Raw genomic sequence first — 15,560 nt, forward strand, 5'->3', positions numbered from 1 at the left:
TGGAAAAAGAAATGACGTGCCGCCACGCACAGTGGCTAATAGTGATAAAGAAAACGTCCAACATATAACGACCGCAGGCCTAAGCAGCAGCAACCCGGCACCAACTCTGACCACGACGCCCGAAAACCCCAAACAGAACCCGTCCACCGGCGCGAGCGAAAAACCCTGTGCGGACGAAAACCCCTTACATTATTGCCTGATTAATAATCCCAAACTGCTTAAAGTCCGGATCGGCGGGAGGAAAAGGGGCTGCCAAACCCTTTGGCCCATTCGCGACCATTTTGACCACCGTATCAACCTTCGGCAGTCCAAGCCCATCGAGCCACTCCGTCAAACCACTTCCCCCCGGCGTATCGATACGAACAAAAACCCCTTCGTTCACCGCCAGCCAATGACTGATCAACGCCTTCGCCCGACTAGAATCAGGCGCATCCGGTGCCACCACCGGCCCAATCGCAAACCCACGCCCAAAACGCCTGAACAACGCAAAACCAAGCAATTCGCCATCGCGATCCAGCGCAATCCCATCCGCACTCTCAAGCAGGGCCGGCAACACCTCGCCACGATCCAGCCCACACGCCCGCGACGCCAGTTCGATCAAACGAGGAGCATCGTTGGAACCCAGCGGCCGCAACCGCTCACCCGGCGGCAACGACACCAGTGGTGGCTGGAACGCGGCTCCCTGATGCTGGTCGAGCGTGCCAACCGCCCGAAAACCCAGCTTCTCATAGAGCGGAAGCCCCGCCGTTGTCGCGTGCAGAAACGTGACGCGGCCGCCAAGTTGTTCCAGCACAAGCTCCATCAGCTTTTTACCAATACCCCGGCCCTGCCACGCCGGCGATACAATCACCATCCCCAACGACGCCCGCTCAGCCCCATAAGTCCAATACAACGCCGTGCCAATCACACCTTCCGGCGTCTGCGCGACAAAACCCGCGCCCGCCTGCACCACGAAACGCCAGTCGTCCACTCGATGCGGCCATTTAAGTTCAACGGTCAGCGCATGCGCCGCAGCAATATCGTCGCCAGTAAAGGATCTATAGGTAATTCGTTCGTTGACTTGCTCGGACACGCCGGCCTCCCTCGTTGGCTTTCACGCAAGCCCAGTCATCAGGCCTTGTAATCAAGCTCAGGTTTCACGCCGCCACTCTCGCATCCACCACGCAACGTGGCTAGGACGATCTTTTCATGAAGCGGCTTTGAAGCCGCACCGGGCAAACTTCGATACAAAACGGCGCGTCGGCGGCTTCATAACGCGTGTGATCTGCTGAGCCACTGTTTTTGTCGACGATAAATGTGGTCCGGCTAGCCTTACGATTCCATCAGGCCGCGCCGCATCCGCGGCCGCTACTCAAAGGACCTTCATATGGATAGCTTCGATCCCGCCGCCGTGACCGTGCGCAGCGGCCATTTCATCGGCGGCGAATATGTGGATGAAGGCGCCCGCCGTATCGAGGTCGCGCGCCCGTCGGATGGCGTGGTGTATGCATCGGTGCCGCTCGCGGACGCAGAGGTGATCGATCGCGCAGTCGAAAACGCATGGCAGGCGTTTCGCACCAGCGGCTGGCGATCCATGGCCCCGCGCGAGCGCGCCCGGATCCTGCGCCGTTTCGCCGACCTCGTCGCAGCCGATGTCGAGACGCTCGGCCCCCTGGAAGCGCTCGGTTCAACCCGCCCGATCCGCGACGCAAGCAACTGGGACGTGCCGTTCACAGCCGAAGGCATCCGTTTCTACGCGGAGTTCGCGGACAAGATCGGCGGCGACGTGGCCGCAACCGATCACGATCATCTCGGCATGACGATCGCCGAACCGTACGGCGTGATCGGCGCCATCGCACCGTGGAATTTCCCGCTGGTGATGGCGTCGTGGAAAATCGCGCCGGCGCTCGCAGCAGGCAATGCCGTGGTCCTGAAACCCTCGGAAATGACGCCGTTCTCAGTGCTGCGCCTCGCCGAACTCGCAATCAGTGCCGGCATTCCGGCAGGCATTTTCAACGTCGTGCAAGGCGATGGCCGCACGACGGGCGATGCACTCGTGCGCCATCCGAAAATCTCCAAGGCCACGTTCACCGGCTCCACCCGCACGGGCGCGGCCATCATGGCTGCGTGCGCCGAAACAGGCACCAAGCCGGTCACGCTGGAACTGGGCGGCAAGAGCCCGCAGATCGTTTTCGCCGATGCCCCGCGTCTGGACGACGTCGCGCGCCGTATCGCCGGGGCAATTTCGGGCAATGCGGGTCAGGTGTGCGTGGCAGGTTCCCGGCTGCTGGTCGAGCGTTCGCTCGCGGAGCCGCTGGCCGAACGCATCCAGGCCGTGTTCAGCGGACTGAAAGCGGGCGCAACCTGGACTCCCGGCACGACCCTCTCGCCGATCATTTCAGAACCGCAGGCGGCGCGTATCGAAGGGATCGTGGGGCGGACGCTCGCTAGCGGCGCAACCCTGCGCTGCGGCGGGTTGCGCGCCGATGGCGGCGCAGGCGGCGCGTTTTATGTCCCCACGCTGCTGAGCGGTGTCACGCAACATTCGGAAGCGGTCCACGAGGAAGTATTCGGCCCGGTGCTGACATTGCAGACCTTCGATACGGAAGAAGAAGCGCTCGCACTCGCTCAACACCCTGACTATGGTCTGGCTGCCGGCGTGCACACGGCCGACCTGGGCCGCGCGCTGCGGCTGGTCCGGGGGCTGGAAGCCGGCACGGTATGGGTCAACCGCTATGGAAGAACGTCAGACTTCATGATTCCGACCGGCGGCTACAAACGCTCGGGCATCGGCAAGGACCTGGGCCGGCAAGCGTACGAAGCGAACCTGCGCTTCAAAAGCGTGCTGATCGATCTGCGCGAATAGATTCAAGCATAAATCCAAGCAACCGAAGGCTTTTGAACAGACGAAAAGAAGGGCAAACCCTGACGCCGCAAAGCTCCTGAAAACGCAACCGCAGACTCTGCTGCGGGACGCCCTAAAAAACGCACATTCTGTGTTTTTGGCTTGCGCGAATCAGGGACATCTTTGTTTTTGCGCTGATTAAATCTTTTACAGGAATGCGCTTTCCTGTTTTCGCCACTGAACCCTGTCGCGGGTTCATATCAACGATACAAACGATAGGACTATCACCATGATCGAATTCGAACCGAAGTACATCACTTTCGATTGCTACGGCACTCTGACCAAATTCCGCCTCGCCGACATGACGCGCGAAATGTACGGCGACGTGCTGAGCGGCCCCGACATGGACAAGCTGATTGCGTTCTTTTCGGGTTATCGGCGCGATGAAGTGCTCGGCGCATGGAAGCCGTATCGCGACGTGATCGTCAATGCGTTCAAACGGGCCTGCAAACGCATGAACGTCGAATTCGATGAAGCCAAGGCAGAGACGTTCTATACCGCCGTGCCGACCTGGGGTCCGCATCCGGACGTGCCGGAAGGCCTCTCGCGGCTGGCGAAGAAGTACAAGCTGGTGATCCTGTCGAATGCGTCGAACAACCAGATCCAGAGCAACGTCGACAAGCTCGGCGCGCCGTTTCACGCGGTCTTCACGGCCGAGCAGGCGCAGTCGTACAAGCCGCGCATGCAAGGCTTCGAGTACATGTTCGACCAGTTGAACTGCAACCCGGAAGACGTGCTGCACGTGTCGTCGAGCCTGCGTTACGATCTGATGACCGCGCACGACATGGGCGTCAAGCACAAGGCGTTCGTGAAGCGCGGCCATGAACCGTCCACGCCGTACTACGAGTACACCGAAGTCGACGACATCCCGCATCTCGCCACGTTGCTCGGCCTGTAAGCGGCTGTGGTTCCAACGCATTTCGCATCAGGGACTCACAGTATGAAGCTCGATTCCTACTGGCTCGATACTTCGCCGCCGCTGCTGTCGGCAAGCGCTGGTCCGCTCGACGGTCATGTCGATGTGGCCGTGATCGGGGCGGGCTTCACGGGGTTGTCGGCGGCACTGGCGTTGGGCAAACGCGGCGCATCGGTGGCTGTACTGGACGCGGGACGGATCGGCGGCGGCGCGTCGGGACGCAACGGCGGTCAGGTCAATACCGGCGTCGCGCAGGATTTTTCCGCACTGGTCGAACAGCTCGGACTGGAAAAAGCGCGCGGTTGTTATCGGGCGTATTCGGCGGCAGTAGACACCGTCGAGCGCCTGATCCGCGAAGAGCAGATCGATTGCGATTACCTGGCGTCGGGCAAGTTGAAGCTCGCATCGAAGCCGCATCATCTCGCGCATCTGGAGAAGACAGCGGAGGTGATCCGGCGTGAAGTCGATGCCAATGTCGAGATCATCGGCCGCGACCGGATCGCAACCGAGATCCAGTCGGACAGTTTTTTCGGCGGCCTGCTGCAGCGGCATGGCGGCCAGATGCATATGGGCAAGTTCACCGTTGGTCTCGCCAATGCCGCCGCGCGCCATGGCGCCAAGCTCTACGAGAACGCGGCTGTGACGTCGATAGAAAAGGATGGCGAGCGAGGTTATCGGATCGTGTCGGCGCGCGGTGAAGTCCGCGCGAAGCAGGTGTTGATCGCGACGGGTCCATCGCGGCAAGGACCGTTCGGCTGGTTTCGGCGACGCCTCGCGCCGGTCGGTTCGTTCATCGTGGTAACGGAGCCTTTGTCGCCTGAGCTCGTGCACCAGGTGTTTCCGAATCTCCGGGCGTACACGACGTCGCGCCTCATGCATAACTATTTCCGCATCACGCCCGATTCGCGTTTGCTGTACGGCGGCCGGGCGCGCTTCACGGCGTCCGAGCAGCCATCGGACGCCAAGAGCGGACGCATCCTGCAGGACGGTCTCGCGAAAATGTTCCCGGCGCTGGCCCACGCGCGTCTCGACTATTGCTGGGGTGGTCTCGTCGATATCACCGCCGACCGCCTGCCACGTGCCGGCCAGCACGAAGGCATTTATTTTTCGATGGGCTACAGCGGCCACGGCACGCAGATGTCAACGCACATGGGCCAGGTGATGGCCGATGTGATCGATGGCCGCACCACCGCGAATCCGTGGCGTGAATTCGAGTGGCCGGCGATTCCCGGCCACACGGGCAAGCCCTGGTTTTTGCCGCTTGTCGGCACGTACTACCGCATCAAGGACGTGTTTTATTGAGTTCGACCGGCCGCGTTTTTTTTGCCGCTCGACGCCCCCCGTATCACCCACGCCGAACCACAAACCAAAACCAGACCCAGCCACCTCGCGGAGAAGTTTCGATGAATAAAGAAAATCTGCAACACGCCGATGCCCCAGCCGGGACTGAAGTGACCGAGCTCGAGCGCCTCACGCGCCGGGGCGCGTCACGGCGCGAGGTGTTGCGCGCGCTGGCCGCGGCCGGCATGGCCTCGATCACCGGCGCCGGGCTGCTGAGTGCGAGCGGCGCTGCGTTCGCGCAGGAGAAGCCGAAGCAGGGCGGCAAGATTCGCGTGGCGACGCAGTCCGCATCCGCCGCCGATACGCTCGACCCGGCGAAGGGCGCGCTCGGCACGGACTATGTGCGGGCGAACATGTTTTACAACGGCCTGACCGAACTGGATTCGCATCTTGGCGCGAAGATGGCTTTGGCGGAGTCGCTTGAAACGAAAGATGCGACGGTGTGGATCGTGAAGCTGCGCAGCGGCGTCCAATTTCACGACGGCAAATCCCTCGCGCCCGCCGACGTGGTCTATTCGCTGATGCGCCACAAAGATCCAGCGACGGCATCGAAGGCCAAGACGCTCGCCGACCAGTTCAAGGAAGTGAAAGCCACGGGCCCGAACGAGGTCACCATCACGCTGGAAGGCGCGAATGCGGACTTGCCGGTGATCCTCGCCACCTCGCATTTCCTGATCATCAAGGATGGCACGACCGACTTCAAGACGGCTATTGGCACCGGTCCTTTCAAGGTCAAGGATTTCTCCCCGGGCGTGCGTACGGTCGGTGTGAAGAACGACAAGTACTGGAAACCGGGCATGCCGCATCTGGACGAGATCGAGCTGATCGGTATCGGCGACGAATCGGCCCGCGTGAATGCGCTGCTTTCCGGCGACGTGCAGCTCATCAACGCGGTCAGCCCGCGTTCGACTGGCCGCATCAAGGGCACGCCGGGTTTCACGGTGCTGGAAACGAAGACGGGCCAGTACACCGACCTGATTGTTCGCGACGAAGGCGGTATTACCGGCAACGACGATTTTCGTCGGGGTATGTTCTATCTCGTGGATCGCGAGCAGATTCGCCGCGCCGTGTTCCAGGGTTTCGGCACGGTCGCCAACGACCAGCCGATCGATCCGACCAACAAGTACTACATGCACGGCATTCCGCAACGCGCCTACGATCCGGAGAAAGCCAAGTTCCACTTCCAGAAGGCGAAAGTGGGCAGTACGCCCGTGCAGATTTTTGCGTCGCCCGCGGCTGAGGGTTCGGTAGAAATGGCGATGCTGTTGCAGCAGGCCGCACCCGCAGCGGGTCTGAACCTGCAGGTCACGCGTGTACCGGCAGACGGTTACTGGTCGAATCACTGGATGAAACATCCGCTTGGTTTCGGCTCGGTGAATGCGCGTCCGAGCGCCGACGTTTTGTTCACGCAGTTCTTCAAGTCGGATGCACCGTGGAACGAAGCGAACTGGAAGAGCCCGAAATTCGACCAGATGCTGGTGGCGGCACGCGGCGAACCGGACGACGCCAAGCGCAAGCAGATCTACGGCGACATGCAGGTGCTGGTGCATGAAACGGGCGGCATCGGCATTCCGATGTTCCAGAGCTCGATCGACGGTCATACGACCAAGCTCAAGGGCCTGGGATCGATTCCGCTGGCTGGTTTGATGGGCTTCGCGTTCGCGGAGCATGTCTGGCTGGAAAGCTGAAGTCTGGTGTACCTGGTGCATCTGGTGTACGCAGAGCATCAGGCAGTAAAGCACGCCGCCCGGTCGGGGCGTGCGGTTTCAACCCCGGAGGCGAATCATGAAAGCACACGCGTCACGACTTATCGCCGCTCGCCTGGGCCTCGCGCTGCTCACGCTGCTGATTGTCTCGGCGGTGGTGTTCGGCATCACCGGCCTGCTTCCCGGCGATGCCGCGCAGCAGGCGCTCGGGCAAGCGGCAACGCCCGAAGCGGTAGCGGCGTTAAGACATCAGTTTGGGCTCGACCAGCCGGCGTTGCAGCGTTACTTCCAGTGGCTGTATCTGGTTGTCACCGGCAACTTCGGGACGTCGTTGTCGAATAGTTTGCCGGTCAGTCAACTGATCGCCACGCGCTTGCCGAACTCGCTCGTGCTGGCCGGACTGACGGCCTTGGTGTCCGTCCCGGTCGCGTTGTTCATCGGTATTTCGTCAGCCATGTTTCGCGGCTCGCTGCTCGATCGCGTGCTCAACGTGCTGACGCTCTCCACGGTCGCGGTGCCGGAGTTCCTGATCGCGACCATCGCCGTGCTCGTGTTCGCCGTGAAGCTGCGCTGGCTGCCCGCGTTGTCGTATTTGTCCGAGGTGTCGTCGTTCGGCGGCCTGCTGCGGATCTACGCCATGCCCGTCATGACGCTGTGCTGCGTGCTCGTTGCGCAAATGGCGCGCATGACACGCGCTGCCGTGCTCGATCAGCTCAATGCATCGTATGTCGAGATGGCGATCCTGAAAGGCGCCTCGCCGATGCGCGTCGTGTTGCGCCACGTGTTGCCGAACACCATCGGCCCGATCGCGAATGCGGTGGCGCTGAGCCTGTCGTATCTTTTCGGCGGTGTAGTGATCGTCGAATCGATCTTCAATTACCCGGGCCTCGCGAGCCTCATGGTCGACGCCGTCACGAACCGCGACATGCCGCTCGTGCAGGGGTGCGTCATGGTGTTCTGCGCGGCTTACCTGCTGCTCGTGCTGATTGCCGATCTAGCTCAAATCGTGTCCAACCCGAGGCTGCGTCAACGATGAACCGACCCGCCAACTCCTCCATTCCTCATCCGGGCACCGAGCTCTACGACGTGGCCCGCGACGACATCGTGAATGAACCGTCCGTACCGGTCCCTGACGTTGCCGGACCGAAACCGGGCGTCTTGAAGCGGCTGGTCCGGCGCTTCTCCGTCCTCGGTCTGATCGGTCTCGTGATGGTCGTGTTCTGGCTGACCATTGCAGTCATCGGTCCGTTGGTCGCGCCCTACAAAAGCGGCGCGCTTTCGTCCATGGATGTGTTCGCCGGTTCCAGCCGGGCGTTTCCGCTCGGCACCGACTATCTTGGCCGCGACATGCTGAGCCGGATTCTCTACGGCACACGTTATACGGTCGGACTGGCCCTCGCGGCTGCGCTGCTGGCGAGCCTGATCGGCACGTTCTTCGGGCTGATTGCCGCCGTGTCGGGCCGCTGGGTCGATGAAATCCTGAGCCGCCTGTTCGATGCCTTGATCTCCATTCCGAGCAAGGTGCTCGCGCTGGTCGTGATCGCCGCGTTCGGATCGTCCATCCCCATGCTGACCGGCGTCGCCGCGCTCGCTTATATTCCCGGCGCGTTTCGCATCTCGCGCTCGCTTGCGGTCAACCTGATGACGCTCGAATACGTGCAGGTCGCGCGGGCTCGAGGGGAACGGCTGTTCTACATCGCCCGCGTGGAAGTGCTGCCGAACATGATCCATCCGATGCTCGCCGACTTCGGCCTGCGGTTTGTGTTCATCGTGTTGCTGCTTAGCGGCCTGAGTTTTCTCGGCCTCGGCGTGCAGCCGCCTAATGCCGACTGGGGTTCGCTGGTGCGCGAGAACATCGGCGGGCTGGCGGAAGGGGCGCTGGCCGTGTTGATGCCGGCTATCGCGATCGCGACGCTGACCATCGGCGTGAACCTGCTGATCGATAACCTGCGCCGCCGTGGCGGCCGTGGGCAAGGAGCTGCGCAATGAGCGCCGACATGATTCAGGTGAAGGGCTTGCGAGTGGTGGCGGGCGCAGCGCCCGACCCCGTGACCGAGATCGTCAAGGGCGTCGATTTTTCGGTGAAGAAGGGCGAGGTGCTTGCGTTGATCGGCGAGTCCGGATCGGGCAAGACGACTATCGCGCTGGCGCTGCTGGGGTATGCGCGGCAAGGGTGTTCCATTAGCGGTGGATCGGTGCGTATCGGCGAGACGGAAGTGCTCGAGCTCGACCAGAACGGCCGCCGGGCGCTTCGTGCGCGCACTGTGGCGTACGTCGCGCAGAGCGCGTCGGCGGGGTTCAATCCCGCGCGCACGATCATCGACCAGGTGACGGAACCCGCGTTGCTGCATCGATTGATGACACGGGATGCAGCGCGTCGCAAGGCGATCGAGTTGTTTCGCGCGCTCGCATTGCCGGACGCGGAGAAGATCGGCGAGCGATATCCGCACCAGGTTTCGGGCGGGCAGTTGCAGCGCTTGATGGCGGCGATGGCGCTGATCACGGATCCAGCGGTGGTGGTGTTCGACGAACCGACGACGGCGCTCGACGTGACCACGCAGATCGAAGTGCTCGCGGCATTCAAGAAGGTGATCCGCGAGCTGGGCACCACGGCCATCTACGTGTCGCACGATCTTGCGGTCGTGGCGCAAATGGCGGACCGGATCGTTGTGTTGAACGGTGGCCGGGTGAAAGAGAACGGCTTGGTGGCGCAGGTGCTCGATGCCCCCGTCGATGCATACACGCAGCAATTGCTGGCGGCCACGCGCCGGCCGGAACCGATGTTATCGGTGCAAACGAATGCGCAGAAACTCGCGCCGCCCTTGCTTGAAATTCGTGGGTTGGCAGCAGGTTATGGCCGTATCGACCGCTACGGCGCGCCGGCCGTGCGTGTGCTCGACGATGTAAGCCTTTCGATTGCCCGGGGCAGCACGCTGGGTGTGATCGGCGAATCGGGCTCGGGCAAGACGACGCTGGCGCGCGTGGTGGCGGGTCTGGTCGACCGGGCGCGCGGCGAAGTTTTCTTCGATGGCAAACCGCTGCCCGCCAAACTGTCGAACCGTACTCCTGAGCAATACCGGCAGATCCAGATCGTGTTCCAGAACGCCGACACGGCGTTGAACCCGAGCCATTCCATCGCCGATATCCTCAGCCGGCCGCTCGCTTTTTATCATCATTTGCGCGGGGCGGCGGCGCGCAAGCGGACACTGGAACTGCTCGATCTCGTCAAGCTGCCTGCATCGATTGCGGAACGCACGCCGGGTGGTTTGTCGGGCGGCCAGAAGCAACGCGTGAACCTGGCGCGCGCGCTCGCCGCCGATCCCGCATTGATCCTCTGCGATGAAGTCACGTCCGCGCTCGACACCGTCGTTGGTGCGGCGATCCTCGACCTGCTGGCTGAACTACGCCGCGAGCTGGGCGTCTCGTACATGTTCATCAGCCACGACATCTCCACCGTGCGTTCGATCTGCGACGAAGTGATCGTGCTGTACGCGGGACATCGCGTGGAGGCGGGCGAGCGCGACGTGCTCGCGGCACCGCCGTATCACCCATACACGGGCTTGCTGGTGGACTCCGTGCCGGCGCTAAAGCCAGGCTGGCTCGACGCACGCCGCATGATCGGCAGCGCCGCTTTGCCGCAGATGGGTGAGAGCGCCGACATCGCCGAACTGTGCAGCTTCAGGGCGCGCTGTCCGGTTCGTATCGACGGCAAGTGCAACGCCACGCCGCCCTCCATGAAGAAGCTGCCTTCGGGGGCGGAAATTCTTTGCCATCATTCGACGGCCGAACTGAGCCGGCTGCAGACCATCGAGACGATTGAAGCATGAGCGGACGGTTCGTGCGGTTGGCGGAAACGGAGCGCCGGGCGGTAGTCATTACCGTCGACGGTCTGGCGCGACAGGCTGCGGAAGGCGACACGCTGATGGTCGCGTTGCTGACCAGCACGAGGACCTTGCGCGACTCTGAATTCGGCGATGGCCGGCGCGCCGGTTTCTGCCTGATGGGCGCATGCCAGGACTGCTGGGTCTGGACCGCTGACGGCGAACGGCTGCGTGCGTGTACGACGCCGGTGGTAGCGGGCATGTCGATCATCACGCAACTGTCTACAGCCGGGGAGGGCGTATGGCCGCGCGCGTGATTGTGATCGGCACCGGGCCTGCCGGGGTTCGGGCCGCCGAGGCGCTGGTCGAAGCGGGCCTGCGGCCGACGGTGATTGATGAAGGGCGAAGGGATGGCGGGCAGATTTATCGACGGCAGCCGGAAGGGTTCACGCGCTCTTACGACACGCTCTACGGTACGGAAAGTGCGCGAGCGGCTGCTCTGCATGAGAGCTTCGATGCACTCAAGAGTCGCATTGATTACTTGCCCGAAACGCTCGTCTGGAACATCACGACGAACGCCGTGCATCTTGTCAGCGGCGCGTCTTACCGGACGCTTGAATTCGATGCGCTGATCATTTGCAGCGGCGCGACGGATCGGTTAATGCCGGTAAAGGGCTGGCATTATGCCGGGACGTATAGCCTGGGCGGCGCGCAAGTCGCGCTGAAGTCGCAGGGTTGCTCGATCGGCTCGCGAGTCGTGCTGATGGGCACCGGGCCGCTGCTTTACCTCGTGGCTGCGCAGTATGTGAAAGCGGGCGCGGCAGTGTCCGCCGTCTTCGATACCTCCACACTTTTGCAACGGCTCTCCGCGCTGCCGAAGCTGCTCGCCATTCCCGCCGCGCTGAAAAAAGGCATCGCGTTGATGAGCGTACTCAGGAAAGCGCGGGTACGAGTTTATCGCGGCGTTCGACCGCTTGAAATCGTCGGATCGCCTGCTCATGGCGTGAGCCATGTCGAAGTCGCGCTGCAAAGCGGCATGCCGTTCAAGGTGGCCTGCGATGCGGTCGCGCTCGGTTATCACTTGCGTCCGGAGACGCAGCTTGCCGACCTCGCCGGCTGCGAATTTTCCTTCGATGAAGCCACGCAGCAATGGTTTCCTGCAATCGATGAGGACGGCCGCAGCAGCGTCAAAGGGATCTATCTGGCTGGCGACGGCGCGCGTATTCGCGGCGCCGACGCCGCTGAACGTTCGGGTCGTCTCGCCGCACTCGCTGCGATGCAGGATGGCGGTTTGAAGGTCGAAGGTCTGGCCGCCTTGCGTGCACAACTGCAGGTCTTCAGCCGCTTCGCGGCCGGCTTGCGCGCCGCCTTTCCGTGGCCCGCCCGGTTCGCGAGCATGCTGCCGGACGAGACCATCGTGTGCCGTTGCGAAGCGATTACGGCGGGCGAGTTACGCCGTGTCGTCCGCGAGACCGGCGCGCAGGAAGCGAATCGTGCCAAGGCGTTTTCCCGCGTCGGCATGGGTCGATGCCAGGGACGCTTTTGTGCTCACGCGGGAGCTGAAGTGATCGCGGCGGCGGCATCCGTGCCGCTGGCTTCCGTCGGGCGGCTGCGTGGACAAGCGCCCGTCAAGCCGTTGCCGGTGACACTTGTCGAGCAAGAGGAGGCCAGCGAATGACGGCGTCGCAACAAGCCGATCGTCGAGCCGATGTGATCGTGATCGGCGGCGGCATCATGGGCACGACCACGGCGTTCTTTTTGCGCCGCCGCAACCCTGCTTGCTCGGTGATCCTGCTCGAACGCGGCTTGACCGGCCAGCAAGCCAGCGGCGTCAACTTTGGCGGCGTCCGCCGGCAAGGCCGGGCGTTGCCGCAGCTCGCGATAGCGAACCGTGCGCTGAACACGTGGCAGCACTCGAAGGAACTGCTGGGCGAGGACATCGAATTCCTGCCGTCGGGCCATACACGTGTGTGTTATCACGCGCACGACGTGGAGACCTTCGATCGCTATGCCGTCGATGCGCGTGCCTACGGCCTCGATCTCGAAGTACTGCACGGCAAGGCGATGTTCGAACGTTTCCCCTTCCTCGGCCGTGAAGTGCTGGCCGCCTCCATCTCCCCACTCGACGGCCACGCGAATCCACGCCTCGCCGCACCGGCCTTCGGCCGGGCGGCGGCGCGGCTCGGCGCGCAGGTGGTAGAGAACACGGAGATCGCGCATGTGGAGAAGGACGGCGACGGCTTTCGCGTGGAAAGTGCGGCGGGCGTGGTGTATCGGGCAGCACGGCTCGTGATTTGCGCGGGCGCGTGGGCGAGCCGGCTGACCGAGCAGTTCGGCGAGCCGGTGCCGCTGCGTGCAAGTGGACCGCAAATGGCTGTCACTGAACCGGTGCCGTATGTCTTCAAGTCGTCGATGGGCGTCTTCACATCCATCAAGCAGGAAAGCATCTACTTCCGCCAGATCCCGCGCGGCAACATCATCGTGGGCGGCGGGCCGCCCGGTCCCGCCGATGCACTCACGAAACGCGCGTCGGTGCTGCCCATCAACACCGTGCGTCAGATTGCGCAACTCCGCCGCCTGGTTCCTTCGATGGCGCCGCTGCACGTGATCCGGGTCTGGAGCGGCGTGGAAGGATACTTGCCGGATAGCGAGCCGGTGATCGGCCGCAGTTCGACAACCGACGGCGTGTTCTATGCATTCGGTTTTTGCGGCTCGGGGTTCCAGATTGGTCCGGGCGTGGGCGAGACGCTGGCCGAATTGATCGATACCGGCAGCACGCCGATTCCACTCGACGCGTTTTCGGTCAGCCGGTTTGCCTCGTTTGCGTCTTCATCGCAAGCTCAACCTGTGGCGGCGGCGTCATGAAACAGTCCATGCCGCTGACCGAAGCACGGGCGTTCATCGAGGCGCACTTCGATGAACCCGTGACACTTGCGCAACTTGCAGAGCTGTCGGCGCTTAGTGTGTCGCGGTTTGCTACCGCGTTCCGGCAGCAATTCGGTTCGTCGCCGTACCGGTATTTGTGCGGGCTGCGGATCCAGCGCGCCCAGGCTTTGTTGCTTGCGGGCGTGCCAGGGTCGGTAGTCGCGGCTGAAGTCGGTTTCTTCGACCAAAGCCATTTCGCGCGGCATTTCAAGCGTTTCTGCGGGATGACGCCGAGCATGTATTTGAAGCGGGCGCACGCGAGATGTCTGTTGCAGGGGAGTGAGGGGTCGTCGCGCGGCGGGTCGAACGGAACTGAACCGACGGAGCAGCGGACGTTGTACCGGGAAACGGCTTAGATAAGTAAACAGAAAGCCTGACGGTCTAACCCGAGCATCGCGTCGAACGATTGAATTGCCCCTGATTGCTTCGCTCGGCCGCGAAGCAGCGAGCCTTCGAGTCTGTTGCCAATCTACATCCCATCCCGAAGCGCGTCCTTCCAGGACGCTTACGCTATCATTCCGCAGACTAAAGCCTTTGATTTATAGACTCACCTCATCGTTATCGTGGTGAGACGTGGTCGCGCGTCCTGATGGTCCGCTACGCAGCAACTTCAATACGGGGATTGATCGATGCAACCTATGCGAGTGTCAGAAAAATGGTTCCACCGTGCGTTGTGGTTGATCTCTTTCGCCTTTGCGGGGTTCCTGATCGGCTTGGGCGGACTCGTTGTGGGGAATTTGCCCGGCGTTGAAGCTCCGCCTACGTTGGAATCGTTGATCGATCCGACAGCAAGCGCCGCGATACAAACATCGCTTCAGCAAGCGCAAGGCAATGTGCGTGACGGCGAGTTGGCAGAGGAGTCCGCGCGGCTCAAACTGCAAGCCGCGACCGCCGAATATACGAGCGCGCACGAAACGTTTTCGAACTGGCTTGCCACTCGTACGGCGACAGAGCAGGCCGATCAGAACAAGGAACTCGTCAGCCGTACCCGCTCGCTGGAGACGCTCAACGACAATATCCGCAGCGCTCAAAAGGCTCTCGATCAGATACAGCAGAGCAATGCACAGAAGCGGCAAGCACTGGTGAAGGGGCGAACGGCCGAAGCGGCGCTTCGTACTCAGGCTGAAGAGAAACTCGATGTGCTCCAGCGCGGCATCGACATGAAGAATTTCCTCATCCGGCTGGCAATCACCTTGCCCTTGCTTGTGATTGGCGGATGGCTGTTTGCCAAGCATCGCAAGAACCGTTATTGGCCTTTTGTCTGGGGCTTTATATTTTTTGCGCTGTTTGCGTTTTTCGTCGAACTGGTCCCGTACCTTCCTGACTATGGCGGTTATGTCCGGTACATCGTGGGCGTGATCGTGACGATTCTGGTCGGGCGTTATTCCATCAATGGCTTGCAGCGTTATCTGCAAAACCAGAAATCCGCCGAGACGCTGCCCGACGATCAACGTCGCCAGGCGTTGAGTTATGACGTTGCCCAAAGCCGCTTTGCAAAGGGCATCTGCCCAGGATGCGAACGCAAGGCCGACCTGGGTAATCCGAAACTCGACTTCTGCATGCACTGCGGGATCAGCCTGTTCGACGCATGCACTTTTTGTCAAACGCGAAAGAATGCGTTTGCACACTACTGCCCTGCGTGTGGGAAAGAGGCTGTTGCAAGTTAACCAGTGAGTACAAGCATGGTGCGCTCTCTTGCGTCAGGCGGTCCTGAAGATTCCGTTGGCCATCGGTTTTAGTCCGAAGTTCCGCGACGAGGTAGGCGAGTTTCCTTTGTGATTCAAGCGTTCGGCTGGAAATCGGGGTTCGGTTTTCTGTCTACGGTTGGATCGCCTGGACGAGCGCGAGAGCACGTTCGTGTGTGGGCTCGGGAGTAGTGGTGAGCTCGAAAGTGGGCGCGTCGGGCCCGGCATTTGGCGTGCGGCAGGTATTGCGCACGAGGTTGGCGAGCTCGGCCATCAAGGTGG

Annotated in this window: 13 protein-coding genes; 12 read left to right on the forward strand and 1 reads right to left on the reverse strand. The window is 62.1% G+C overall.

From position 1 onward, the window contains the following. Positions 1-184: 184 nt before the first annotated feature. A complete protein-coding gene (locus M0D69_RS40870; RefSeq protein ID WP_301787487.1) occupies positions 185-1,072 on the reverse strand; it encodes a GNAT family N-acetyltransferase in 888 nt (295 codons plus the stop codon). 294 nt (positions 1,073-1,366) lie between these two features. Here M0D69_RS40870 and M0D69_RS40875 point away from each other — a divergent pair, with 294 nt between their 5' ends. The 12 genes from M0D69_RS40875 to M0D69_RS40930 all read left to right on the forward strand — a co-directional run bounded on the left by M0D69_RS40875 (position 1,367) and on the right by M0D69_RS40930 (position 15,260). Beyond that, positions 1,367-2,845 carry an aldehyde dehydrogenase gene (locus M0D69_RS40875; protein WP_301787488.1) on the forward strand — a complete coding sequence of 493 codons (1,479 nt, stop codon included), beginning with the start codon at positions 1,367-1,369 and terminating at the stop codon, positions 2,843-2,845. A gap of 268 nt (positions 2,846-3,113) precedes the next feature. After that, positions 3,114-3,782 (forward strand): haloacid dehalogenase type II, encoded by a 669-nt coding sequence (locus M0D69_RS40880; RefSeq protein ID WP_301787489.1) that lies wholly within the window; start codon positions 3,114-3,116, stop codon positions 3,780-3,782. Between the two features lie 42 nt (positions 3,783-3,824). Continuing rightward, a complete protein-coding gene (locus tag M0D69_RS40885) occupies positions 3,825-5,102 on the forward strand; it encodes an FAD-binding oxidoreductase (RefSeq protein ID WP_301787490.1) in 1,278 nt (425 codons plus the stop codon). A 101-nt stretch (positions 5,103-5,203) separates the two neighbouring features. Then, positions 5,204-6,829 carry an ABC transporter substrate-binding protein gene (locus M0D69_RS40890; protein ID WP_301787491.1) on the forward strand — a complete coding sequence of 542 codons (1,626 nt, stop codon included), beginning with the start codon at positions 5,204-5,206 and terminating at the stop codon, positions 6,827-6,829. A 97-nt stretch (positions 6,830-6,926) separates the two neighbouring features. Next, positions 6,927-7,883, forward strand: coding sequence for an ABC transporter permease (locus M0D69_RS40895; RefSeq protein WP_047848191.1), 957 nt, complete (start codon positions 6,927-6,929; stop codon positions 7,881-7,883). Next, the gene (locus M0D69_RS40900) at positions 7,880-8,836 is read left to right on the forward strand and encodes an ABC transporter permease (protein ID WP_301787492.1); all 957 of its coding nucleotides are present in this window, start codon (positions 7,880-7,882) and stop codon (positions 8,834-8,836) included. The genes M0D69_RS40895 and M0D69_RS40900 overlap by 4 nt, the downstream gene beginning before the upstream one ends. Beyond that, entirely contained in the window at positions 8,833-10,674 is a 1,842-nt protein-coding gene (locus tag M0D69_RS40905) for an ABC transporter ATP-binding protein (protein WP_301787493.1), read from the forward strand. Before M0D69_RS40900 ends, M0D69_RS40905 begins: the two co-directional genes overlap by 4 nt. Continuing rightward, positions 10,671-10,985 carry a (2Fe-2S)-binding protein gene (locus M0D69_RS40910; RefSeq protein ID WP_301787494.1) on the forward strand — a complete coding sequence of 105 codons (315 nt, stop codon included), beginning with the start codon at positions 10,671-10,673 and terminating at the stop codon, positions 10,983-10,985. Before M0D69_RS40905 ends, M0D69_RS40910 begins: the two co-directional genes overlap by 4 nt. Next, positions 10,970-12,346, forward strand: coding sequence for an NAD(P)/FAD-dependent oxidoreductase (locus tag M0D69_RS40915; protein WP_301787495.1), 1,377 nt, complete (start codon positions 10,970-10,972; stop codon positions 12,344-12,346). Before M0D69_RS40910 ends, M0D69_RS40915 begins: the two co-directional genes overlap by 16 nt. Continuing rightward, positions 12,343-13,533, forward strand: a complete 1,191-nt coding sequence (locus M0D69_RS40920) for an FAD-binding oxidoreductase (RefSeq protein WP_301787496.1) — start codon at positions 12,343-12,345, stop codon at positions 13,531-13,533. The genes M0D69_RS40915 and M0D69_RS40920 overlap by 4 nt, the downstream gene beginning before the upstream one ends. Further along, positions 13,530-13,949, forward strand: a complete 420-nt coding sequence (locus M0D69_RS40925) for a helix-turn-helix domain-containing protein (protein ID WP_301787497.1) — start codon at positions 13,530-13,532, stop codon at positions 13,947-13,949. Before M0D69_RS40920 ends, M0D69_RS40925 begins: the two co-directional genes overlap by 4 nt. 282 nt (positions 13,950-14,231) lie before the next feature. Beyond that, positions 14,232-15,260 carry a serine endopeptidase gene (locus M0D69_RS40930; protein WP_301787498.1) on the forward strand — a complete coding sequence of 343 codons (1,029 nt, stop codon included), beginning with the start codon at positions 14,232-14,234 and terminating at the stop codon, positions 15,258-15,260. Positions 15,261-15,560 lie beyond the last annotated feature (300 nt).

Origin of the sequence: Caballeronia sp. SEWSISQ10-4 2 (assembly GCF_030464885.1) — a bacterium.
In the GTDB taxonomy this organism is placed as follows: Bacteria; Pseudomonadota; Gammaproteobacteria; order Burkholderiales; family Burkholderiaceae; genus Caballeronia.